The sequence below is a fragment of the Streptomyces sp. NPDC101490 genome (assembly GCF_044767145.1).
Lineage (GTDB): Bacteria > Actinomycetota > Actinomycetes > Streptomycetales > Streptomycetaceae > Streptomyces.
Genome location: NZ_JBIWNI010000018.1, coordinates 70,219 through 92,726, shown reverse-complemented (window position 1 = coordinate 92,726; position 22,508 = coordinate 70,219). Strand labels below are relative to the sequence as shown.

Below are 22,508 nucleotides of genomic sequence, written 5' to 3'. Positions count from 1 at the left end.
GCCCCCGGAGCGGTGCCGCTCCCGCCGTGACGGCCCGCCCTGCCGGAGCGGTACCGCTCCCGGTGCGCCCACCACCTTCCGGTGACCTCAGGGTGACCTTCCGGTGATTGGCCTAGACCTATTGTGCGTCCCTGTTCGTGACGGTACGTTCGTCCCGGCTGCGCAGCCGGAACTCCACGCAACGCACGCACCACATCGCATCGTCACGCATCCCGCCGGGGCATCCCGGCGTTTCAGGAGGACATGCCATGTACCGTCGCATCGCGGCCGCGCTCGCCACCGCGGCCACCGCAGGAGCGCTCTCGCTCGGCACCGTGGGCACCGCCGAGGCCGCGGGCCCCGGCTTCTACGCCCGCAGCCACCACGCCTCGTACGCCGACTGCCAGGCGGCGGGCGCCGCGGGCAGACCCATCTGGGGCGCGCTCTACCTCTGTGAGTCCTTCGGCCCGCCCCGCCCGGACGTCTACGTCCTCTGGGTCCGCTTCTGACGGGGGCGCCCGGCCCCGGAGCGATCCGGGGCCGGGCGCCGCACGGGGGCACGGGGCCCCCGTCATTCGATCGACGTCCACGGGGAGACCGCCGCGCGCGGTCTCCTTCGTCGTTCCCGGCCCGGGGGGCCGGTGCCTTCGAGGCGCCTTCTCTCAGGCGCAGCTGATGATCAGGCTGGTGACCGCGGTGCAGATGCGGGACGCGGAGTCGTTGCCCGGGGCGGGGTCGGCGGGGCTGCTGGTGACACGGGTCGCGGTCACCTTGTAGGGGGTGCCGAGGCTGAGGAGGGCGACGGGGACCGAGAAGTGACGGGTGGTACTGGCCCCGGGGGCCAGCTCGCCCACGGCACAGACGGCCCGGCCCGCGGTGAGCGCGCAGTCGGGGCTGGTCACGCCGCTGAGGGCGGGCAACCGGGCCTCGACGGTGGCCGAGGTGAGGGTGGCCGGTCCGTCGTTGCTCAGGGTGAGGGTGTAGTCGATGCGTCCGTTGAGGAGGCCGGGTACGGGGGTGGCGGCCAGCCGCACCCGGAGGTCGGCGCCCGACTGCCCGGTGATCACGACACCGTTGGGGCTCGCGCCCACGGGAATGCCAGTGGCGGTCCCGGTGGCGGTGTCGATCGCGGACGCGGTGGCCGAGTTGTTGTCGGCGGTGTAGGCGAGGCTGCCGTCCGGGGACACCGCCACGTCGACCGGGTTGTTCCCCACGGTGGTGGTGGAGGTGAGGGCGCCGGTGGCGGTGTCGATCGTGGAGACGGCCCCGGTCTGGTTCCGGGTGACGTAGGCGCGGGTGCCGTCGGGGGAGAGGGCGACGCCGTAGGGGAGACCGGGGACGGCGAGGGAGGCGGTGACGGTGCCGGTGGCCGTACCGATCACCGCGACGGAGTCGGAGTACGGGCGGGTGACGTAGGCGCGGCTGCCGTCGGGGCTGAGGGCGATGTCCTGGGGGAAGCCGCTGAGCCCGATGGTCGCGGTCACCGTGGCGGTCGCGGTGTCGAGGACCGAGACGGACTGGGAGGCGTAGTTGGTGACGTAGGCGCCGGTGCCGTCGGGGGTGACGGCGACGTTCTGCGGGTCGCTGCCGACGCCGACGGCCGTGGCCACCGTGTCCGTCGCGGTGTCGATCACCGAGACGGTGCCGGAGCCGCTGTTGACGGCGTAGGCGCGGGTCCCGTCCGGGGAGACGGCGATGCCCTTGGGGTGGTCCCCGACGCCGATCGTGGCGGTGACCGACCGGGTGGCGGCGCTGATCACCGAGACGGAGTCCGCGTTCGCGTTCGTCACATAGACGCGGGCGCCGTCCGGGGACGCGGCCACGCCCCGGGGACCGTCCCCGACGGCGACCGTCGCCGTGACCGTGCCGGTGGCGGTGTCGATCACGGAGACCGTGTCGTCGCCGAAGTTCGCGACGTACGCGAGCGCCTCGCCGGACAGCGCGGCGGCCGGGCTCCCGGCGGCCGCGGCGGGCGAGGCACCGGCGGTGAGCGTGGCCACGAGCAGAGCGCAGGCACCGGCCGCGGAGACCCCGCGGCCCAGGGCTCTTCGGACGCCGGAGGTGGTCGACGAGCGCATGAGAGGTTCCTCCCCATCAGGCCACGCGCGGGCGGCGCGGGCGGATCGAAGCCCGGCCCCGCCCACGACCACGGGGAGCGTCCACCCGGGACGCACACGGACACCGGACGACGGCCCGCGAGACCCCGGAGGCGGGCGTCCGGTGCACCTGGGACAGGATGCGAGGGACCCCCGCCCCCGACAAGCACGCGAACCAGCCACACGCCTCCTGGCCGGAACCCATTCGAACACCCGGCGACCGCCCCCGACCGCCGAATCAGCCCGCCCCCGACCGCCGCATCCTCCGCCACGCGAAAGGCCCCGCCCGGCGCCGGAAGAACCGGGAACGCCGACCGGGGCCCGCGGCGGAACCCCGACTACCGGGGCCGCCCGAGGGGGAAGCTCAGCACTCGATGATGTTCACCGCGAGCCCGCCGCGCGCGGTCTCCTTGTACTTCACGCTCATGTCCGCGCCCGTCTCCTTCATGGTCTTGATGACCTTGTCGAGGGAGACCAGGTGGCTGCCGTCGCCGCGCATCGACATCTTCGCCGCCGTGACCGCCTTGACCGCCGCCATGCCGTTGCGCTCGATGCACGGGATCTGCACCAGGCCGCCGACCGGGTCGCAGGTCAGGCCCAGGTTGTGCTCCATGCCGATCTCGGCCGCGTTCTCCACCTGCTCGGGGGAGCCGCCGAGGACCTCCGCGAGGGCGCCCGCCGCCATCGAGCAGGCCGAACCGACCTCGCCCTGGCAGCCGACCTCGGCGCCGGAGATGGAGGCGTTCTCCTTGAAGAGCATCCCGATCGCGCCCGCCGCGAGCAGGAAGCGGACGATGCCGTCGTCGTCGGCGCCGGGCACGAAGTTCGTGTAGTAGTGCAGGACGGAGGGGATGATTCCGGCCGCGCCGTTCGTCGGGGCGGTGACCACCCGGCCGCCCGCCGCGTTCTCCTCGTTCACGGCCATCGCGTAGAGGGTGATCCACTCCATCGCGTGCGCCGCCGGGTTCCCCTCGGTGCGCAGCTTGCGGGCCGAGTTCGCGGCGCGCCTGCGGACCTTCAGGCCGCCGGGCAGGATGCCCTCGCGGGCCATGCCGCGCGAGACGCAGGACTGCATGACCCGCCAGATCTCCAGGAGGCCCGCGCGGATCTCGTCCTCGGTGCGCCAGGCCTTCTCGTTCTCCAGCATCAGGGAGGAGATCGACAGACCGGTCTCCTTGGCGAGCCGGAGCAGCTCGTCGCCGGTGCGGAAGGGGTACTTCAGGTGGGTGTCGTCGGGGATGATCGGGTTCTCGCCCGCGACCGCGTCCTCGTCGACGACGAAGCCGCCGCCCACCGAGTAGTACGTCTTCTCCAGGACGAGGCCGCCCTCGGAGTCGTACGCGAAGACCGTCATCCCGTTGGCGTGGTACGGCAGCGCCTTGCGCCGGTGCAGGATCAGGTCGGCGTCGAAGTCGAAGGGGACCTCGTGGGCGCCGAGCAGGTTGATCCGGCCGCTGCTCTTGATCCGTTCGAATTCCTCGTCAGCGTGTTCGACGTCGACGGTGCGCGGCGAGTTGCCCTCCAGACCGAGGAGGACGGCCTTGGGGGTGCCGTGGCCGTGGCCGGTCGCGCCGAGGGAGCCGTACAGCTCGGCCCGTACGGAGGCGGTGTGGGAGAGCAGGCCCTCGTTCTTCAGCCGGCGGGCGAACATCCGGGCCGCGCGCATCGGCCCCACCGTGTGGGAGCTCGACGGGCCGATGCCGATCGAGAACAGGTCGAAGACCGAGATGGCCACGGAAGGACTCCTTGGGAGGGCTAGACGCCGTTGTCTGCCGGGGTGGAGCAGAGAAGCGCGGGAAAAAGGGGGCGTACGGGGACATGGAGTGGGGCACCGCGCTCACGGTCCAGTGTGCGCGGTGCCCCGAAGATTCGTACGAACGAAAGGGTACGAAACTACTTCAGGCCGGGGTACAGCGGGTGCTTGTCCGCCAGGGCGGTCACCCGGGCCTTGAGGGCCTCGGCCTTCTCGCTGTCGAAGCCGGGCTTCAGGGACTCCGCGATGATGTCGGCGACCTCGGTGAAGTCCTCGGCGCCGAAGCCGCGGGTGGCGAGCGCGGGCGTGCCGATGCGCAGACCGGAGGTGACCATCGGCGGGCGCGGGTCGTTCGGGACGGCGTTGCGGTTGACCGTGATGCCGACCTCGTGGAGACGGTCCTCGGCCTGCTGGCCGTCGAGCTCGGAGTTGCGCAGGTCCACCAGGACCAGGTGCACGTCCGTGCCGCCGGACAGGACGGAGACGCCGTGCTCGGTGACGTCGTCCCGGACCAGGCGCTCGGCCAGGGCGCGGGCGCCGTCCACGGTGCGCTGCTGGCGCTCCTTGAACTCCTCCGAGGCCGCGACCTTGAAGGAGACGGCCTTGGCCGCGATGACGTGCTCCAGCGGGCCGCCCTGGAAACCGGGGAAGACCGAGGAGTTCAGCTTCTTGGCGAACGCCTTCTTCGCCAGGATGATGCCGCCGCGCGGGCCGCCGAGCGTCTTGTGCGTGGTGGAGGTCACCACGTCCGCGTACGGCACCGGGTTCGGGTGCAGACCGGCGGCGACCAGACCCGCGAAGTGGGCCATGTCGACCCACAGGTAGGCCTCGACCTCGTCGGCGATCCGGCGGAACTCGGCGAAGTCCAGCTGGCGCGGGTAGGCGGACCAGCCCGCGATGATCACCTTCGGGCGGTGCTCCTTGGCGAGGCGCTCGACCTCGGCCATGTCGACCAGACCGGCCTCGTCGACGTGGTACGCGACCACGTCGAACTGCTTGCCGGAGAAGTTCAGGCGCATGCCGTGGGTCAGGTGACCGCCGTGCGCCAGGTCCAGGCCGAGGATCGTGTCGCCGGGCTGGGCGATCGCGAAGAGGGCGGCCTGGTTCGCGGAGGCGCCGGAGTGCGGCTGCACATTGGCGTACTCGGCACCGAACAGGTCCTTGACCCGGTCGATCGCGATCTGCTCGGCGACGTCGACGTGCTCGCAGCCACCGTAGTAGCGGCGGCCCGGGTAGCCCTCGGCGTACTTGTTGGTGAGGACGGAGCCCTGCGCCTCCATGACGGCGACCGGAGCGAAGTTCTCCGAGGCGATCATTTCGAGGGTGGACTGCTGACGGCGGAGCTCGGCGTCGACGGCTGCGGCGACGTCCGGGTCCAGCTCGTGGAGGGGAGTGTTCAGAAGCGACATGAATCGATCCCTAAGGGTCTCGGGCCCGGTCTTCAGTTCCCGGCGGAGAACGCGGCGTACGCGTCGGCGGTGAGCAGCTCGTCCGGCTCGCCCTCGACACGCACCTTGAACAGCCAGCCACCCTCGAACGGAGCCGTGTTCACCAGGGACGGGTCGTCCACCACGTCCTGGTTGGACTCGACGATCTCGCCCGTCACGGGGGAGTACAGGTCGCTGACCGACTTCGTCGACTCCAGCTCGCCGCAGGTCTCGCCCGCGGTGACGGTGTCGCCGACAGCGGGAAGCTGGGCGTAGACGACGTCACCGAGCGCGTTGGCGGCGAACTCGGTGATGCCGACGGTCGCGACGCCGTCCACGGCGTCCGACAGCCACTCGTGCTCCTTGGTGTAACGCAGCTGCTGGGGGTTGCTCATGGCCTGATTCTCCTGGATCGGGGGAGTGCTGATGAACGTGGGTCTTGCGGGGTGAGACGAGAAGTGAGACGGACTCGTCACTTCTGGCGCTTGTAGAACGGCAGTGCCACGACCTCGTACGGCTCGTGGGCGCCGCGGACGTCCACGCCGACGCCCTCGGTCCCGGGCGTGGCGTGCGCCGCGTCGACGTACGCCATCGCGATCGGCTTGCCGAGCGTCGGGGACGGGGCGCCGGAGGTGACCTCCCCGATGACCACGCCGTCCTTGACGACGGAGAAACCGGCGCGCGGGACCCGGCGGCCCTCGGCGATCAGCCCGACGAGCTTGCGCGGCGGGGTGGCCCCGGCGCGCTCGGCGGCCTTCTCCAGCGCCTCACGGCCGACGAACCGGCCCTCGTTGGTCGTCTTCTCGAACTTCACGACCCGGCCGAGCCCCGCGTCGAAGGGCGTCAGGGAGGTGGTCAGCTCGTGCCCGTACAGCGGCATGCCCGCCTCCAGGCGGAGCGTGTCACGGCAGGACAGGCCGCAGGGGATCAGCCCGACCGGGGCGCCCGCCTCGGTCAGCGCCCGCCACACGCCCTCGGCGTGCTCCGGCTTCAGGAACAGCTCGAAGCCGTCCTCGCCGGTGTAGCCGGTCCGGGCGATCAGCGCGGGCACGCCCGCGACCGTGCCGGGCAGCCCCGCGTAGTACTTCAGCCCGTCCAGGTCGGCGTCGGTGAGCGACTTCAGGATGCCGGGGGACTCCGGGCCCTGCACCGCCAGCAGGGCGTACGCGTCGCGGTCGTCGCGCACCTCGGCGTCGAAGCCCGCCGAGCGCTCCACCAGCGCGTCGAGCACGATCTGGGCGTTGGAGGCGTTGGCGACGACCATGTACTCGGGGGCCTCGGCCGGGCCGAGACGGTAGACGATCAGGTCGTCGAGGATGCCGCCGTCCTCCTGGCAGATCATCGTGTACCGGGCGCGCCCGGCACCCACCGTGGAGATGTTGCCGACCAGGGCGTGGTCGAGGAGCTCCACGGCCTGCGGACCCGTGACGGTGATCTCGCCCATGTGGGAGAGGTCGAACAGACCGGCCCGGGTGCGGACCGCGAGGTGCTCCTCGCGCTCACTGCCGTAGCGCAGCGGCATGTCCCAGCCCGCGAAGTCGGTCATGGTCGCGCCCAGCGAACGATGCAGGGCATCGAGGGCGGTCAGGCGGGGGGCAGAGGTCATGGGGTGGCTCCCGGGTCCCAAGGGCGTGATAGGTGACGAAACACATGACGGCGAGGACGTCCTCCCCATCTGTCATGGAACCTGAGAGGTTCACCGAGAGCATCTCGTCACCGAGAGATCGGCTTGCACCTTGGGTGGGGACACCGGCAGGGTGTCCCGCTTTTCAGATCTGCCTCATCCACGCGGTACGGGGCCTGAGAGATTCAAGGGAGGGTCTTGCTCCTTCGGCGCCCGGACGCCGAGGCGTCCGGAACTCTCCCGCGCGGATTCGAACGGCCGGTATGCGGTTGTAAGGGCGGCGGTGCGCTGTGGGGCGACGGCCCGCCCGGCGGGCACATCATTGCACGCGTGTCCGGCGCGGCAAATCGCTTGTGCCTCATTACCAGTTCTTTACACTTCATGGGCAAGGGTCTCCTTGAGACCCGGCAGGGGGGAGAAGCGATGAGGTTCCAGCACACCGGCGCATACGCTCCGAGTACCGGAATACCGTCACAGCGGGCCCGCGCCCGGACCCGGAGGGTCCGGCTCCTGCGGGACCTGCGCGAGCGCGGCGGCCGGGGCCCCCGCGCCCTCACCTTCGCGGCGGGCGACCTCGTCGTCGTCTCCGGGCTGCCCGGCAGCGGCAAGTCCACCCTCATGAAGCGCGCCGCCGAGGGCAGCGGCATCGACTCCCAGGACACCCGGGAGCGCTGGGAGGCCCGGATGCCCCGCCTGCTGCCGTACGCCGTCTACCGCCCGCTGGTCCGCCTCGCGCACTACGCGGGACTCCGCACCGCCCTGCGCTCCGGCGGTGGCGTGATCGTCCACGACTGCGGCACCCAGTCCTGGGTGCGCGGCTGGCTCGCCCGCGAGGCCCGCCGCCGGGGCCGCGCCCTCCACCTCGTCCTCCTCGACGTCACCCCCGACACCGCCCGCGCCGGACAGCGCGACCGGGGCCGGGGCGTCTCCTCGTACGCCTTCGCCCGGCACCGGCGGGCCGTCACCCGGCTCGTCACCTCCGCCGAGTCCGGCCGCCTCCCGCACGGCTGCGCCTCCGTGACCCTGCTCGACCGGGACGCCGCCGACGCGCTCCGCAGGATCGGCTTCGGGGAGGCCGTCTGAAGCGACCGCCCGCGCCCCCGGGGGCGTCCCTGGGGGCGCCTCCGGGAGGCTCCTGGTGCTCCTGGTGCTCCTGGTGCTGCTGCTGGTGAGTGCCGGTGCCTGACCGGTCCGTTACCGGGGCGCGGCTCGGCCGTTGCTTCCGGCTCCGGCTCCGGTCCGTCCGCCGTCCACCCGTCCGCGTCCCGGCGTCCTGTCCCCCGGGCCCGGCCCCCGGCCCCCCTCCCCGGGTCCCTCCGGCCGTCGCCCGTGTCCCACCGCCCCCACGTTCCGTACCCTTTGGGCCACGGCGCCACAAGGGCGGCGTTAGGGTGCTGGCGGGCCCGCCGGCACGGCGGAGCCCTGGCGGCGAGAAGGGGAAACGGGACCGTGGACGTGACGTGGCCGGGCAACGAGCTCGAAGAGGTCCTTGCCGCCTCACTCGGCAATCCCGGGGCCGGAGCCCGCCTGGTCGAGGTCCTCGGCCGCAGCCCCGTCTGGGTGCCGCTGCCCAACGGCGGCGGCCCCGAGAGCGCCGACCTCGACCTGCCCACCCTGGAGATCGACGGTGCGGCCTACGTCCCCGTCTTCAGCTCCGAACAGCAGTTCCTCGCCTGTGTCGGCAGCCACATGTCCTTCACCGTCGCCCCCGCCCGCGAGTTCGCCCGGGGTCTGCCCCCGCAGCTCGGCATCGCGGTGAACCCCGGCGGCACCGTCGGCGTCCCGCTGCCCCCGCCCGCCGTCGCCGAACTCTGCCGGACCGGCCGCACCCCGCTCGACGGCCCCGCCGCGGGCGGCCGGGTCCGCCTCTTCGAGCCCGACTGGCAGGACGACCCCGTCGACTTCCTCTCCGCCGCCTCCGCCGAGTTCGAGGCCACCGGGGTCGTCGTCTCCGCCCGCCGCGCCCTCGCCAGCGTCGAGGGCACCGAACCCGCCCTTTTCGTCGGCGTCCAGCTCGTCGGCTGGGACGGCGTCGACCGCAACGCGCCCCTGGACGCCCTCGGCCGCGCCCTCGGCCGCGTCGAGGTGGCCTGGCCGGTCAACCTCATCCTGCTCGACATGGCGCAGGACCCGGTCGGCGACTGGATGCTGGAGCGGGTCCGCCCCTTCTACCAGCGCGCCGCCGTGTGACGGACGGGCTGTTTAAGCTGAACTTCTCACGGCCGGACTTCGCGCGGCCGGACTTCGCACGGCCGGACTTCGCACGACGCGGACGGCCGCAGGACATACGCACGACCGACGTGGTGACGGAAGAGGGGCGGGAACCAGGGTGAGCGCGTCAGGCACCGCCTCGGCCGAACGGATCGAGCACATGCTGCGCCAGGTGGCACCCGGACGCTACGACGCGTACGAGCAGCTGCTGCACGCCCTCGCCGACGGCGAGCTGCGGATACTGCTCTGGCACGGCACGCCGGGATCGGCCGACGCCCAGTACGGGAACATGGAGGTGGACGGCCACGGCTACGCGCCCTGCGTCACCTCCGACCGGGAGCTGGCCGCCTCCGGCTGGCACCGCGCCCACGAGCTCGTCACCGGCCGGGAGATCGCCCGCGCCCTCTACCCCGACCGCTGGGGAGTCTGGCTGAATCCGCACGCCCCCGGCGGCGGCGTCGGCATCCCCTGGGCCGATCTGCGCCGGATCGCCACCGGACTCGACCGGATGCCCGCCGGACCGCTCCGGATCGCCGAACCCACCCTGGAGATGCCGCAGTTCTACGCCCAGCTCACCCAGAACGCCCACCGCACCCCGGCCGTCCGGGCACTGCGCCGGGGCTGGGTGCAGCCCGCGCTCGGCTCCCCGTACCTCGTCATCGGTCTCGACCTGTACGACGGGTCGGCCGCGGCCGTCGACACGGTCCGCGCGATGATGCGCCAGTCGATCGGCACCGTGCCCGAGGGGCTGCCCGTCTCCACGGTCGCGCTCTCCGACGCCTACGACCCGGTGGCGCTCTGGCTGCGGGCGAACGGACGCCCCTTCTACGACCGCGAGGCCCACGCGGGCCAGGGTCCCGCCCCCGTCCACGGATACGGCTACCCGCCCCCGGCGCCGTCCGGATACTGAGACGCACCACGCGACGCGTCCCGCCCCACCGGCCTCCGGAGTTCGCTCCGGAGGCCTTCTTTCGTCCCAATTGCGCCAGCTGAAAGCATGGTTGAGCTGACATGTCCGATTGGGGGGAAGAGGCCCCGAGATGGTCCGCTCAGGTGATCCTGACGTCCGGATAACGGAAGTCGCAGCACCGCATCACGTTTGAGCAAACATTGCTCGTCAGGGCTGGCGGGTGATCCCGAGCGCGTTGAAGACTCCCCGGAACACCGGGCGTTCAGCTCCCTTCCGAGCCCATGCCCAGCAGGTTGTTCCACCGAGCCGCCACCCGCGGCGGGCAAGGGCCGGCTACCGGCGGCCGAGAGGGGTCCTCACCACGATGACGGCACCACTGCGCGAGACGAGTGCGGGCGAGCCGACCGCCGCCGTCGACGCCCCGCCCGAAGCCAAGGTCATCGAGGGCCGTTCGCCCTGGAAGATCGCCTGGACCCGTCTCAAGCGCGACAAGCTGGCCCTCGCGGGCGCCTTCGTCGTCGTCTTCCTCGTCCTGGTGGCGGTCTTCGCCCCGCTCATCGTCGGCCTCCTCGGCCACCCGCCCGACGAGTTCCACGAGGACCAGATCGACCCGCTCTTCGGCACCCCGACCGGCGCCTGGGGCGGCATCAGCTCCGACTTCCTCCTCGGGGTCGAGCCGGTCAACGGCCGCGACGTCTTCAGCCGCATCGTCTACGGCGCCCGGATCTCGCTGCTCGTCGCCTTCCTCGCCGCGGTCTTCGCGGTGGCCCTCGGCACCGTCCTCGGCATCGTCGCCGGCTACTTCGGCGGCTGGGTCGACGCCGTGCTCAGCCGCGTCATGGACGTGATGCTCGCCTTCCCGCAGCTGCTCTTCACGATCGCCCTGGTCTCGGTCCTCCCCAACGAACTCCTCGGCATCGAGGGTTCGGGTGTGCGCATCGGCGCCCTCGTCGTCGTCATCGGCTTCTTCGGCTGGCCGTACGTCGGCCGCATCGTCCGGGGCCAGACCCTCTCGCTGCGCGAACGCGAGTACGTGGAGGCCGCCCGCAGCCTGGGGGCCGGCCGCCTCTACATCCTCCGCAAGGAACTGCTGCCCAACCTGGTCGCCCCGATCACGGTCTACGCGACCCTCATGATCCCCACCAACATCCTCACCGAAGCCGCGCTCAGCTTCCTCGGCGCCGGGGTCAAGCCCCCCACCGCCTCCTGGGGGCAGATGCTCTCCAAGGCCGTCAACACCTATGAATCGGACCCCCTGTTCATGGTGATCCCCGGCCTCGCGATCTTCATCACCGTCCTGGCGTTCAACCTCTTCGGCGACGGCGTGCGTGACGCGCTCGACCCGAAGGGCTCCCGCTGACCGTTCGCCGACGACCCGCAAGACCGCCCCTGCCGCTGGCGACAGGAGGCTGATCCACCCTCGGCGGACCGCTGCTGTCGGCCGCCACTACCCCGGAGGTTGCGAGACCCATGACCCTGCTGAGTACTCAGAGGCGCAGAATCGCCACGGGCGCGCTGCTCGCGGCGGCCACGATGGTCGTCACCACCGCCTGCGGCGGTGGCGGCGCCAAGAGCGGTAGCGACGACACCGGCAAGGGGGGCCTCGCCTTCAACGGCGGAGTCAACAAGGTCCTCAACGCCTCCGACAAGAAGGGCGGCGAGCTGAAGTTCATCGGCTCGCAGGAGGCCGACAGCTGGGACCCGCAGCGCGGCTACTACGGCTTCGTGTGGGACTTCGCCCGCTACTACACCCGCCAGCTCGTCACCTTCAAGGCCGCCCCGGGCACCGCCTCGACCGAGCTGGTCCCGGACCTCGCCACCGACCCCGGCAAGGTCTCCGCCGACGGACTCACCTACACCTTCACGCTGAAGGACGGGGTGACCTGGGAGGACGGCAAGCCGATCACCTCCAAGGACATCAAGTACGGCATCGAGCGCATCTGGGCGCAGGACGTCATCTCCGGCGGCCCGATCTACCTCCAGCAGGTCCTCGACCCCAAGGGCGAGTACAAGGGTCCCTACAAGGACACCACCCCGGACAAGCTCGGCCTGAAGGCCATCGAGACCCCGGACGACAAGACCATCATCTTCAAGCTGCCGGTCGCCAACGGCGACTTCCTGCAGATGCTGGCCATGCCCGCCGCCTCCCCGGTCCGCCAGGACAAGGACACCAAGTCCAAGTACGGCCTGAAGCCCTTCTCCTCGGGCCCGTACAAGTGGGACTCGTACACCCCCAACAAGTCGATCAAGCTGGTCCGCAACGACAAGTGGGACGCCAAGACGGACACCGTCCGCAAGGCGCTCCCGGACAAGATCAGCGTCACGTTCACCACGAACGCCGACGACATGGACAACCGTCTGATCGAGGGCGAGTACGACCTCGACATCAACGCCACCGGCGTCGGTGCCGCCGCCCGCCAGAAGGTGCTCCAGCAGAACAAGGGCAACGTCGACAACCCGCAGACGGGCTTCATCCGCTACGCGGTCTTCCCGCAGACGGTCATCCCCAACATCGAGTGCCGCAAGGCCATCATCTACGCGGCCGACTCGAAGTCCCTCCAGACCGCCCGCGGCGGCCCGCAGGCCGGTGGCGACATCGCCGCCAACATGCTGCCCCCGGCGATCAAGGGCGCGGACCCCAAGGCCGACCCGTTCGGCAAGCTCGCGGGCGCCCCGGACCTCACCAAGGCCAAGGACGCGCTCAAGAAGTGCGGCCAGCCGAACGGCTTCAAGACCACCATCGCGGTCCGCAACAACAAGCCGATCGAGATCGCCACCGCCGAGTCCCTCCAGCAGTCGCTGAAGGCCGTCGGCATCGATGCCCAGATCGACCAGTTCGACGGCGCCCAGACCTCCGGCATCATCGGTTCGCCGAAGGTCGTCAAGGAGAAGGGCTACGGCATCATCATCATGGGCTGGGGCGCCGACTTCCCCAGCGGCCAGGGCTTCCTCCAGCCGCTGGTCGACGGCCGCTTCATCCTGCAGAGCGGCAACAACAACTTCTCCGAGCTGAACGACAAGTCCATCAACGGACTGTTCGACCAGGCGCTGAAGGAGACCGACCCGGCCAAGGCCGGCGAGCTCTACAAGCAGATCAACACGAAGGTCTCGGAGGCCGCGGTCTACCTGCCCTTCACCCACGAGAAGAACATCATCTGGCGCGGCTCCCGCCTGACCAACGTCTACACGGCCGACGCCTACAACGGCCGTTACGACTACGCGTCGCTCGGCGTCGTCAAGTAATCCGACCCGCTTCGCCGGCGCACCACCCGCCGCCAGGTCCGAAGGGCAGGTGATGGCCGAGGGCGGCGGCCGGGGGACCCGACAGGGACTCCCGGCCGCCGACCGGCCGACCGCATGCTTGCATACATAATCCGGCGACTCTTCGCGGTCGCCGTGATGCTGCTCGTCGTCACGCTCGTGACGCTCAGCATCTTCTTCCTCATTCCCAAGCTGACCGGCAGCGACCCTGCCGCGATGTTCGTCGGCAAGCAGGCGGACCCGGCCTCCATCGAGGGCATCCGGCAGAAGCTGGGCCTGGACGAGCCGATCCTGGTGCAGTTCTGGCACTTCGTCTCCGGCATCTTCGTCGGCCGCGACTACACGGGCGGTGGCGACACCATCCACTGCGCGGCCCCGTGCTTCGGCTACTCCTTCAAGACGGAGCAGGACGTCTGGGCCATGCTGGTCGACCGCATCCCGGTCACCCTCTCCATGGTCCTCGGCGCGGCCGTGCTCTGGCTCGTCATGGGCGTCTCCACCGGCATCGTCTCCGCGCTCAAGCGCGGCACCGTGATCGACCGGGCCGCGATGGTCACGGCGCTCGCCGGTGTCTCGCTGCCCATCTACTTCACCGCCATGCTGGCGCTGTTCCTCTTCCGCACCCAGCTCGACTGGCTGGACGCCAAGTACGTCCCGTTCACCGAGTCCCCGGGCGCGTGGTTCGGCGGTCTGCTGCTGCCCTGGGTCACGCTCGCCTTCCTGTACGCGGCGATGTACGCGCGGCTCACCCGGGCCACCATGCTGGAGGTCCTCGGCGAGGACTACATCCGCACCGCGCGCGCCAAGGGCCTCCCGGAGCCGGTCGTGCTCGGCAAGCACGCGATGCGCTCCACCATGACCCCCATCCTGACCATCTTCGGCATGGACCTCGGAGCCCTCGTCGGCGGCGCGGTCCTCACCGAGACCGCGTTCAACCTGTCCGGACTCGGGAACGCCGCCTTCAAGGCGGTCGGCGACCGCGACCTGCCGGTGATCCTCGCGGTCACCCTCATCACGGCCGCCTCCGTGGTCCTCGCCAACCTCGTGGTGGACCTCCTGTACGCGGTGATCGACCCCCGAGTGAGGCTCGCATGACGGACCAGCCGGCGAAGACCGGGGCGGCGGTGGGCGAACCCGTCCGCACCGGGGCCGCCCCCTCCGACGCCTTCCTCGACGTGCGCGACCTGAAGATCCACTTCCCGACCGACGACGGCCTCGTCAAATCGGTCGATGGCCTCTCCTTCCAGCTGGAGAAGGGCAAGACCCTCGGCATCGTGGGCGAGTCCGGCTCCGGCAAGTCGGTCACCTCGCTCGGCATCATGGGCCTGCACACCGTCGGCCAGTACGGCCGCCAGAAGGCCCGGATCTCCGGCGAGATCTGGCTCAACGGGCGCGAGCTGCTCTCCGCCGACCCGGACGAGGTCCGGCGGCTGCGCGGCCGCGAGATGGCCATGATCTTCCAGGACCCGCTGTCCGCGATGCACCCGTACTACACGGTCGGCGCGCAGATCGTGGAGGCGTACCGGGTCCACCACGACGTCGACAAGAAGACGGCCCGCAAGCGTGCCGTCGAACTCCTCGACCGGGTCGGCATCCCCGAGCCCGCCAAGCGGTTCGAGAACTACCCGCACGAGTTCTCCGGCGGGATGCGCCAGCGCGCGATGATCGCCATGGCGCTCGTCAACAACCCCGAACTCCTCATCGCCGACGAGCCGACCACGGCCCTCGACGTGACCGTGCAGGCACAGATCCTCGACCTGATGCGGGACCTCCAGAAGGAGTTCGGCTCCGCGGTCGTCATCATCACCCACGACCTCGGCGTCGTCGCCGAACTCGCCGACGACATCCTCGTCATGTACGGCGGGCGCTGCGTCGAACGCGGCCCGGCCGAACAGGTCTTCTACGAACCGCAGCACCCCTACACCTGGGGCCTGCTCGGCTCGATGCCGAGGATCGACCGGGACCAGACCGAGCGGCTCATCCCGGTCAAGGGCAACCCGCCCAGCCTCATCAACATCCCGAGCGGCTGCGCCTTCAACCCGCGCTGCCCGTACGCGGACGTCCCGAAGGGCGGCATCACGCGCACCCAGCGGCCCGAGCTGGCCCTCGTCGGCGAGCGCCACCACTCCGCCTGCCACATGCCGCAGGAGGAGCGCACCCGCATCTGGACCGAAGAGATTGCGCCGAAGCTGTGAGCGAGACGACGGAACCCCTGCTCAAGGTCACCGGCCTGCAGAAGCACTTCCCCATCCGCAAGGGCCTGCTCCAGCGCCGGTCCGGCGCGGTCAGGGCGGTCGACGGACTCGACTTCGAGGTCTACCCCGGTGAGACCCTCGGTGTCGTCGGCGAGTCCGGCTGCGGCAAGTCGACGATGGGCCGCCTCATCACCCGGCTCCTCGAACCGACCGGCGGCACGATCGAGTTCCAGGGCACGGACGTCTCCCACCTCGGGGTGGCCAAGATGCGTCCGCTGCGCCGGGACGTCCAGATGATCTTCCAGGACCCGTACGGCTCGCTGAACCCGCGCCACACGGTCGGCACGATCGTCTCGGCGCCCTTCCGGCTCCAGGGCGTGGAGCCCGAGGGCGGGGTGCGGAAGGAGGTCCAGCGGCTGCTCGGCCTGGTGGGCCTGAACCCGGAGCACTACAACCGCTACCCGCACGAGTTCTCCGGCGGCCAGCGCCAGCGCATCGGCATCGCCCGCGCGCTCGCCCTCAAGCCGAAGCTGGTCGTCGCGGACGAGCCGGTCTCCGCGCTCGACGTCTCCATCCAGGCACAGGTGGTCAACCTCCTGGACGACCTCCAGGACGAGCTGGGCCTGACGTACGTCTTCATCGCCCACGACCTGTCCGTCGTCCGGCACGTCTCGGACCGCATCGCGGTGATGTACCTCGGCAAGATCGTCGAGCTGGCGGACCGCAAGTCGCTGTACGAGAACCCGATGCACCCCTACACCCGGGCCCTGATGTCCGCGGTGCCGATCCCGGACCCGCGCCGCCGGGGCGTCAAGAGCGACCGCATCCTGCTCACCGGTGACGTCCCGTCCCCGATCTCCCCGCCGCCGGGCTGCCGCTTCCACACCCGCTGCTGGAAGGCGACGGACCTGTGCAAGACGCAGGAACCGCCGCTGGTGGAGCTCCGCCCGGGACAGCGGGTCGCCTGCCACCACCCGGAGAACACGGAGAACACGGAGAACTCGGAGAACCCGGAGAACACTGACGTCCTGACGGTCCCGGCGGCCCGCCAGTCGATCGAGATCACGAAGCCGGGGGCGGCCGAGGCCGCCGAGCCGGAGGAGCCGGGGGAATCACCCGAGTCGGCTGAGCCGGAGGAGTCGGCCGGGGCCGTGGAGACGGCGGAGCCCGCCGGGGCTTCCGGCGCGTCCACGCCGGACGAGACCGCCGGGAACACGGGGAAGCCCGGTGGCTCCGGGACCACGGAGGCGGCGGAGGACGCGGCCGACGGCTCCGGCACCTGACACGAGGGGAGGCCCCCGGCACCGAGAGGCGCCGGGGGCCTTTGTCGTCGGGCTTCCGCGTCCCCGAGGTCCCACCCCGGCCCGCCCGGCCCCCCGGCCCGCCCGGCCCCCCGGCCCGCCGGAGACCCGTCGGGCCCACAGGTCCCGACGCGCTGCCCGGAGGGGCGAAGGGTTCCGTCGGGTCAGCGAGCTTCCGCCGGGGGCGGGGCGGCACCGTGCCCGGCTTCCGCGCCCGTGCCCGGCTCCCGCGCCCGCGCGATCCCACCGGCCGCGCCCGGCCGGAGGCGGCGCCGGGCCCACGTGCCGCCGGGGTCCACCCCGGGGCGGACTCGCACGGGGGTCCCCGCGCCCGGGGCGTCCCGTACGGACCCCACGGGAACAACCGGCACAATTGGCCGGTGCTCCACGACTTGTTCACCCCCTCCGTCCAACACACGCTCGATCTCGTCGGGATCTTCGTCTTCGCGATCTCCGGCGCCCTGCTCGCCGTCCGGAAGAACTTCGACGTCTTCGGGATCGCCGTCCTCGCCGAGGCCACCGCCCTCGGCGGCGGCCTCTTCCGCGACCTGATGATCGGCGCCGTCCCCCCGGCCGCCTTCACGGACCTCGGCTACTTCCTGATGCCGCTGGTCGCGGCGGTGCTCGTCTTCTTCCTGCACCCGGAGGTCGAGCGCACCCAGATCGCGGTCAACGTCTTCGACGCGGCGGGCCTCGGCCTCTTCTGCGTGACCGGGACGATGAAGGCGTACGACTACGGGCTCGGCCTCACCGCCTCGGCGGCGCTCGGCCTGGCGACCGGTGTCGGCGGCGGTGTGCTGCGGGACATGCTCGCGAACGAGGTGCCGTCGCTGCTGCGCTGGGACCGGGACCTGTACGCCGTCCCGGCCATGGTCGGAGCCGGGATGGTGGTGCTCTTCATCCGTTTCGACGCGCTCAACGCCTTCACCACCGGGACGGCGGTCCTCACCGCGTTCACCCTGCGGCTGCTGGCGATGCGCTACCACTGGCGCGCGCCCCGCGCCTGGAACCGGCGCTCCTCCGCCCGCGAGGAACCAGAAAAAGCTACCGCTTAGTAGTGCGCTGGGGTACCGTCGGACGCATGACCACGAGGACCGAGACGAGCGCCACCGGGACGACCGTGGCGAAGGGCGCCGGCACCGGCGCCGACACCGAAGCCGACGGCGGGACCGCCACCGCGCGGAGCGAGTTCGACCGCGACACCGCCGTCGCCCTCCGCGAGCCCGGTGTCTACGACGCGCACCTCTCCGCGGGCTGGACGATCATCCACGCGGTGAACGGCGGCTATCTGCTGGCCCTGCTCGGCCGGGCGCTCGGCGACCACCTCCCGCACCCGGACCCGTTCACGATCTCGGCGCACTACCTGACGCCGTCCGTGCCGGGCCCCGCGGTGATCCGGACAGAGACGGTCCGCACCGGCCGGACGCTCTCCACCGGACAGGCGTCCCTCTTCCAGTACGCCGAGGACGGCACCGAGGTCGAGCGCATCCGCGTCCTCGCCTCCTACGGCGACCTGGACGCGCTCCCGGACGACGTCCGCACCACCGCCACCCCGCCCCGGATGGCACCGATCGAGAACTGCTTCGGCGCCTCCGACGGCCCCGCCCCCGAGATCCCCGGCTCCTCCGCGATCACGGAGCGGCTCGACATCCGGCTCGACCCGTCCTGCGTCGGCTGGGCGGTCGGCGCACCGTCCGGCAAGGGCGAGATGCGGGCCTGGTTCGGTCTGGCGGACGGCCACGAGCCCGACGCGCTGTCGCTGCTCCTGACGGTCGACGCGCTGCCGCCGACCTCCTTCGAACTGGGCCTCAAGGGCTGGACGCCCACGGTCGAGCTGACCACGCACGTCCGCTGCCGCCCGGCCCCCGGCCCGCTGCGGGTCTCCATCACCACCCGCAACCTGGCGGGCGGCTTCCTGGAGGAGGACGCCGAGGTCTGGGACAGTGCGGACCGCCTGGTGGCCCAGTCCCGCCAACTGGCCCGCGCGCCCCGGGGCTGACCGGACGGGCCCGGGAGGGCGGGGACCGGGGAGCGCCGGGACCGCGAGGCGACACCGCCCCCGCCCGTACCGGACCACCGGGGCCGCACCGGACCCGGAAGCGGAGGGCGCGATGAGCCGCGACCGGGCGCGCCAGCCCCGGACGCGGAATCGGAGCCGTACCGCCGGAGCCCTCGCGGGCCACGGAGCCGGGTGCGCCGGGGCAGGGAACCGGAAGGTGCCCGCAGACGGCGGCGTCGGGCCGCCCGCCCCCGGACCCCTGGAAGCGGAAGCCCGTGCGGCTCGGTCCGTGGCGCTCGGGCCGAGGCCGGGTCCGGGCGGCCCGCCACCTCCCTGCCGCCCGCCCACCACCCTGGCTGAAAGGCGTAAACCGGCCACCCTTCCTGGACCGCGCGGCGGCGTAAACCGGCCACCCTCCGGGAGCGCGGGCGGGGGCTCGTAGAATCGGTCCACCATGGCTTACCTCGACCACGCCGCGACCACGCCGATGCTCCCCGAGGCGATCGAGGCGATGACCGCCCACCTCGCCGTCACCGGCAACGCCTCCTCCCTGCACGCGCCCGGCCGACGCGCCCGGCGGACCGTCGAGGAGGGGCGGGAGACCCTGGCCGCCGCGCTCGGCGCACGGCCCAGCGAGGTCGTCCTGACCTCCGGCGGCACCGAGGCCGACAACCTCGCCGTGAAGGGCCTCTACTGGTCCCGCCGCGCCGCCGACCCGCGCCGCACCCGCGTCCTCGCCAGCCCCGTCGAGCACCACGCCGTGCTCGACGCCGTCGACTGGCTCGCCGTCCACGAGGGCGCCGAGGTCGAGTACCTGCCGGTGGACCGCCACGGCCGGGTCCACCCCGAGGCCCTGCGCGAGGCCCTCGCCCGCGACCCCGGGTCCGTGGCCCTCGCCACCGTCATGTGGGCGAACAACGAGATCGGCACGGTCATGCCGGTCCGGGCCCTCGCCGACGTCGCCGCCGAGTTCGGCGTCCCGCTGCACGCCGACGCCGTCCAGGCCGTCGGCCAGGTCCCGGTCGACTTCGCCGCCTCCGGCCTCGCCGCGATGACCGTCTCCGGTCACAAGATCGGCGGCCCCTACGGCATCGGCGCCCTGCTCCTGGGCCGCGAGCACACCCCCGTACCCGTCCTGCACGGCGGCGGCCAGGAGCGGCACGTCCGCTCCGGCACCCTCGACGTGCCCGCCGTCGCCGCCTTCGCCGTCGCCGCGCGGCTCGCCACCGGGCGACGCGAGGAGTTCGCCCGTGAGGTCGGGGCGCTCCGCGACGAGCTGGTGACCGCCGTCCGGACGGTCGTGCCCGACGCGGTCCTCGGCGGCGACCCGGTCGACCGGCTCCCCGCCAACGCCCACTTCACCTTCCCCGGCTGCGAGGGCGACTCGCTGCTGCTGCTGCTCGACGCGGCGGGCATCGCCTGCTCCACCGGCTCCGCCTGCACCGCCGGGATCGCCCAGCCCAGCCACGTCCTGCTGGCCACCGGCACCGATCCGGACCTGGCCCGGGGCACCCTGCGCTTCTCGCTCGGCCACACCTCCACGAAGGAGGACGTCGCGGCCGTCGCGAAGGCGATCGGCCCGGCCGTGGAGCGAGCCCGCACAGCGGGCCTCACCTGACGGGGAGCCCTCTCCGGGCCCCGTTCCGGAGCGGGTCTCCCTTCCGGGTCAGGCACCCGAGCGCCCGGGACTGAGCCTCAGGGCCCACCTGGCCCCGGGGGTCCACCCGGCCGGGGCCCACTCGACCTGGGGCCCCGGTGGGGCCCTGGGCCGCAGGGCCCCACCCCGCAACACCGCGCCGAAGGCGCGTCACGCGGGCTTTCGCGCCGCCTCCCGCTCCAGCTTCCGCCGGGCCTCCCGCACCAGCTTCAGATAGCGGTCCCAGTCCCAGTGCGGACCGGGGTCGGTGTGGTCGGTGCCCTGGACCTCCACGTGCCCGATGATGTGCTCCCGGTCCACGGGTATCCCGTACCGCGCGCAGATGTCCGCCGTCAGCGCCGCCGACCCCGCGTACATCGCCGCCGTGAAGTCCTTCGGCCGGTCGACGAAGCCCTCGTGCTCGATGCCGATGCTCCGCTCGTTCATGGCCCGGTTCCCCGCGTGGAAGGCGACGTCGAGCTCCCGGATCATCTGCGCCACGTGCCCGTCCTTGCGGACGACGTAGTGCGCGGCGGCCCCGTGCCCCGGGTTCTTGAAGACCTGGAGAGCGGTCGCGTAGCTGCCCTGCACGACGTGGATCACGACCCGGTCGATCGTGTAGTCGTCCGGCCGGTCGGCCCGCCGCCAGTTCGCCCGCGCCGCCGAGGTCCACTCGGCGCCCTTGTGGTCTATCTCGCCGTCGGTCCGCTTGCGCTGCATCCCCGGCAGCCGCCACCAGGTGCGCGCCAGCTCCTCCGAGGCCAGTACGGCGGTGCCCACCACGGCGGCGCCGCCGCCGACCAGCAGGGCGCGCCGCCCCACCCGACGGCCCGAACCGGCCGAACTCTCGTTCCCCTTGCTCCCCATGCCACCGAGAACGCTCACCACCGTGATTCCGGTTCCCACGGCCCCGTACCCTGGTGGTGCTATGACTCAGAATCCGCGCCCCCTCCGCGTCCTCGCCGCCATGTCGGGCGGGGTGGACTCCGCCGTCGCCGCCGCCCGCGCCGCCGAAGCCGGTCACGACGTGACCGGTGTGCACCTCGCCCTCTCCGCGAACCCGCAGTCCTTCCGCACGGGCGCGCGTGGCTGCTGCACCATCGAGGACTCGCGCGACGCGCGCCGGGCGGCCGACGTCATCGGCATCCCGTTCTACGTGTGGGACCTCGCCGAGCGGTTCCGCGAGGACGTCGTGGACGACTTCGTCGCGGAGTACGAGGCCGGGCGCACGCCCAATCCGTGCCTGCGCTGCAACGAGAAGATCAAGTTCGCGGCGCTGCTCGACAAGGCGCTCGCCCTCGGCTTCGACGCGGTCTGCACCGGCCACTACGCCACGGTCGTCGAGACCGGCGACGGCGCCCGTGAGCTGCACCGCGCCTCCGACGAGGCCAAGGACCAGTCGTACGTCCTCGGCGTGCTGGACGAGAAGCAGCTCGCGCACGCGATGTTCCCGCTGGGCGACACCCTCACCACCAAGGACGAGATCCGGGCGGAGGCCGAGCGGCGCGGGCTCGCGGTCGCGAAGAAGCCCGACAGCCACGACATCTGCTTCATCGCCGACGGGGACACCCAGGGCTTCCTGGCCTCCCGCCTCGGGAAGGCCGAGGGTGACATCGTCGACGAGGCGGGCACGACGATCGGCTCCCACGACGGCGCGTACGGCTTCACCATCGGACAGCGCAAGGGCCTGCGGATCGGCCACCCGGCCGCCGACGGCAAGCCCCGCTACGTCCTCGACATCTCGCCGGTGAACAACACGGTCACGGTGGGCCCCGTCGAAGCCCTGGACGTCACGGCCCTGACCGCGATCAAGCCCCGCTGGTGCGGCACCGCCCCGGACGCCCCGGGCCGCTACACCGCCCAGCTGCGCGCCCACGGCGGCGAGACGCCGGTGAGCGCGGCGATGGAGGACGGCGAACTGCGCGTCGCCTTCGACGAGCCGGTCCGGGGCGTCGCCCCCGGCCAGGCGATCGTCCTGTACGACGGCACGCGCGTGGTCGGCTCGGCGACGATCGCGACGACGACCCGCCGCCAGGCACCCGCCCCGGCGTAGCCGGGATCCGGCGCGACCCCGGCTCCCGCCCCGGCGTGGCCGGGACGCCCGGACGGCGCCCCG

The 22,508-nt window shown here is 72.1% G+C and carries 19 protein-coding genes and 1 riboswitch; of the genes, 13 read left to right on the top strand and 6 right to left on the bottom strand.

Features of this window, described 5'->3' with window-relative positions:
* The first annotated feature begins 248 nt into the window (after positions 1–248).
* Positions 249–488 carry a hypothetical protein gene (locus tag ACIRQY_RS26750; RefSeq protein WP_403930131.1) on the top strand — a complete coding sequence of 80 codons (240 nt, stop codon included), beginning with the start codon at positions 249–251 and terminating at the stop codon, positions 486–488.
* 153 nt (positions 489–641) lie between these two features.
* Here the strand turns inward: ACIRQY_RS26750 and ACIRQY_RS26745 are convergent, their stop codons facing one another.
* The 5 genes from ACIRQY_RS26745 to gcvT all read right to left on the bottom strand — a co-directional run bounded on the left by ACIRQY_RS26745 (position 642) and on the right by gcvT (position 6,861).
* Positions 642–2,057, bottom strand: coding sequence for a beta-propeller fold lactonase family protein (locus ACIRQY_RS26745; RefSeq protein ID WP_403930128.1), 1,416 nt, complete (start codon positions 2,055–2,057; stop codon positions 642–644).
* A 382-nt stretch (positions 2,058–2,439) separates the two neighbouring features.
* Complete coding sequence (locus ACIRQY_RS26740; protein ID WP_351788507.1) at positions 2,440–3,810, bottom strand: L-serine ammonia-lyase; 1,371 nt, start codon at positions 3,808–3,810, stop codon at positions 2,440–2,442.
* A 158-nt stretch (positions 3,811–3,968) separates the two neighbouring features.
* Positions 3,969–5,237: a serine hydroxymethyltransferase gene (glyA, locus tag ACIRQY_RS26735; protein ID WP_351788510.1), complete on the bottom strand. Its 1,269-nt coding sequence runs from the start codon at positions 5,235–5,237 to the stop codon at positions 3,969–3,971.
* A gap of 32 nt (positions 5,238–5,269) precedes the next feature.
* Entirely contained in the window at positions 5,270–5,650 is a 381-nt protein-coding gene (gcvH, locus tag ACIRQY_RS26730; protein WP_351788512.1) for a glycine cleavage system protein GcvH, read from the bottom strand.
* A gap of 77 nt (positions 5,651–5,727) precedes the next feature.
* Positions 5,728–6,861, bottom strand: a complete 1,134-nt coding sequence (gene gcvT, locus ACIRQY_RS26725; protein WP_403930124.1) for a glycine cleavage system aminomethyltransferase GcvT — start codon at positions 6,859–6,861, stop codon at positions 5,728–5,730.
* 173 nt (positions 6,862–7,034) lie between these two features.
* A riboswitch (glycine riboswitch) is annotated at positions 7,035–7,132 on the bottom strand.
* A gap of 170 nt (positions 7,133–7,302) precedes the next feature.
* Here gcvT and ACIRQY_RS26720 point away from each other — a divergent pair.
* The 11 genes from ACIRQY_RS26720 (at position 7,303) to ACIRQY_RS26670 (ending at position 20,374) form a co-directional block, all read left to right on the top strand.
* On the top strand, positions 7,303–7,962 hold the full coding sequence (locus tag ACIRQY_RS26720; protein ID WP_403930121.1) for an AAA family ATPase: 660 nt from the start codon (positions 7,303–7,305) through the stop codon (positions 7,960–7,962).
* Positions 7,963–8,328: 366 nt separating this feature from the next.
* Positions 8,329–9,069: an enhanced serine sensitivity protein SseB gene (locus ACIRQY_RS26715; RefSeq protein ID WP_403930118.1), complete on the top strand. Its 741-nt coding sequence runs from the start codon at positions 8,329–8,331 to the stop codon at positions 9,067–9,069.
* A 139-nt stretch (positions 9,070–9,208) separates the two neighbouring features.
* Positions 9,209–10,000, top strand: a complete 792-nt coding sequence (locus ACIRQY_RS26710) for an enhanced serine sensitivity protein SseB C-terminal domain-containing protein (protein ID WP_351788523.1) — start codon at positions 9,209–9,211, stop codon at positions 9,998–10,000.
* A gap of 364 nt (positions 10,001–10,364) precedes the next feature.
* Positions 10,365–11,360 (top strand): ABC transporter permease, encoded by a 996-nt coding sequence (locus ACIRQY_RS26705; RefSeq protein ID WP_351788525.1) that lies wholly within the window; start codon positions 10,365–10,367, stop codon positions 11,358–11,360.
* A gap of 110 nt (positions 11,361–11,470) precedes the next feature.
* Positions 11,471–13,243 (top strand): ABC transporter substrate-binding protein, encoded by a 1,773-nt coding sequence (locus tag ACIRQY_RS26700; protein ID WP_403930114.1) that lies wholly within the window; start codon positions 11,471–11,473, stop codon positions 13,241–13,243.
* Positions 13,244–13,357: 114 nt separating this feature from the next.
* Entirely contained in the window at positions 13,358–14,356 is a 999-nt protein-coding gene (locus ACIRQY_RS26695; protein ID WP_351788530.1) for an ABC transporter permease, read from the top strand.
* Positions 14,353–15,456, top strand: coding sequence for an ABC transporter ATP-binding protein (locus tag ACIRQY_RS26690; RefSeq protein WP_403930112.1), 1,104 nt, complete (start codon positions 14,353–14,355; stop codon positions 15,454–15,456). Before ACIRQY_RS26695 ends, ACIRQY_RS26690 begins: the two co-directional genes overlap by 4 nt.
* Entirely contained in the window at positions 15,453–16,739 is a 1,287-nt protein-coding gene (locus tag ACIRQY_RS26685) for an ABC transporter ATP-binding protein (protein ID WP_403930110.1), read from the top strand. Before ACIRQY_RS26690 ends, ACIRQY_RS26685 begins: the two co-directional genes overlap by 4 nt.
* A 398-nt stretch (positions 16,740–17,137) precedes the next feature.
* Positions 17,138–17,812 carry a trimeric intracellular cation channel family protein gene (locus tag ACIRQY_RS26680; protein ID WP_403930108.1) on the top strand — a complete coding sequence of 225 codons (675 nt, stop codon included), beginning with the start codon at positions 17,138–17,140 and terminating at the stop codon, positions 17,810–17,812.
* A gap of 26 nt (positions 17,813–17,838) precedes the next feature.
* Positions 17,839–18,756: a thioesterase family protein gene (locus ACIRQY_RS26675; protein ID WP_403930104.1), complete on the top strand. Its 918-nt coding sequence runs from the start codon at positions 17,839–17,841 to the stop codon at positions 18,754–18,756.
* Positions 18,757–19,210: 454 nt separating this feature from the next.
* Positions 19,211–20,374, top strand: coding sequence for a cysteine desulfurase family protein (locus tag ACIRQY_RS26670; RefSeq protein ID WP_351788544.1), 1,164 nt, complete (start codon positions 19,211–19,213; stop codon positions 20,372–20,374).
* Between the two features lie 189 nt (positions 20,375–20,563).
* Here the strand turns inward: ACIRQY_RS26670 and ACIRQY_RS26665 are convergent, their stop codons facing one another.
* Entirely contained in the window at positions 20,564–21,259 is a 696-nt protein-coding gene (locus ACIRQY_RS26665) for an N-acetylmuramoyl-L-alanine amidase (RefSeq protein ID WP_403930221.1), read from the bottom strand.
* Between the two features lie 61 nt (positions 21,260–21,320).
* Between ACIRQY_RS26665 and mnmA the strand changes: the two genes are divergently transcribed.
* Positions 21,321–22,445: a tRNA 2-thiouridine(34) synthase MnmA gene (gene mnmA, locus ACIRQY_RS26660; protein ID WP_351788547.1), complete on the top strand. Its 1,125-nt coding sequence runs from the start codon at positions 21,321–21,323 to the stop codon at positions 22,443–22,445.
* The last annotated feature ends 63 nt before the right edge of the window (positions 22,446–22,508 follow it).

What these genes read in the sequence shown, in the direction of transcription:
- ACIRQY_RS26750 (WP_403930131.1), top strand. Translation starts at nt 249, where the DNA reads ATGTACCGTCGCATCGCGGCCGCGCTCGCCACCGCGGCCACCGCAGGA.
- ACIRQY_RS26745 (WP_403930128.1), bottom strand. Translation starts at nt 2,057, where the DNA reads ATGCGCTCGTCGACCACCTCCGGCGTCCGAAGAGCCCTGGGCCGCGGG.
- glyA (WP_351788510.1), bottom strand. Translation starts at nt 5,237, where the DNA reads ATGTCGCTTCTGAACACTCCCCTCCACGAGCTGGACCCGGACGTCGCC.
- gcvH (WP_351788512.1), bottom strand. Translation starts at nt 5,650, where the DNA reads ATGAGCAACCCCCAGCAGCTGCGTTACACCAAGGAGCACGAGTGGCTG.
- gcvT (WP_403930124.1), bottom strand. Translation starts at nt 6,861, where the DNA reads ATGACCTCTGCCCCCCGCCTGACCGCCCTCGATGCCCTGCATCGTTCG.
- ACIRQY_RS26720 (WP_403930121.1), top strand. Translation starts at nt 7,303, where the DNA reads ATGAGGTTCCAGCACACCGGCGCATACGCTCCGAGTACCGGAATACCG.
- ACIRQY_RS26705 (WP_351788525.1), top strand. Translation starts at nt 10,365, where the DNA reads ATGACGGCACCACTGCGCGAGACGAGTGCGGGCGAGCCGACCGCCGCC.
- ACIRQY_RS26700 (WP_403930114.1), top strand. Translation starts at nt 11,471, where the DNA reads ATGACCCTGCTGAGTACTCAGAGGCGCAGAATCGCCACGGGCGCGCTG.
- ACIRQY_RS26695 (WP_351788530.1), top strand. Translation starts at nt 13,358, where the DNA reads ATGCTTGCATACATAATCCGGCGACTCTTCGCGGTCGCCGTGATGCTG.
- ACIRQY_RS26690 (WP_403930112.1), top strand. Translation starts at nt 14,353, where the DNA reads ATGACGGACCAGCCGGCGAAGACCGGGGCGGCGGTGGGCGAACCCGTC.
- ACIRQY_RS26675 (WP_403930104.1), top strand. Translation starts at nt 17,839, where the DNA reads ATGACCACGAGGACCGAGACGAGCGCCACCGGGACGACCGTGGCGAAG.
- ACIRQY_RS26670 (WP_351788544.1), top strand. Translation starts at nt 19,211, where the DNA reads ATGGCTTACCTCGACCACGCCGCGACCACGCCGATGCTCCCCGAGGCG.
- ACIRQY_RS26665 (WP_403930221.1), bottom strand. Translation starts at nt 21,259, where the DNA reads ATGGGGAGCAAGGGGAACGAGAGTTCGGCCGGTTCGGGCCGTCGGGTG.
- mnmA (WP_351788547.1), top strand. Translation starts at nt 21,321, where the DNA reads ATGACTCAGAATCCGCGCCCCCTCCGCGTCCTCGCCGCCATGTCGGGC.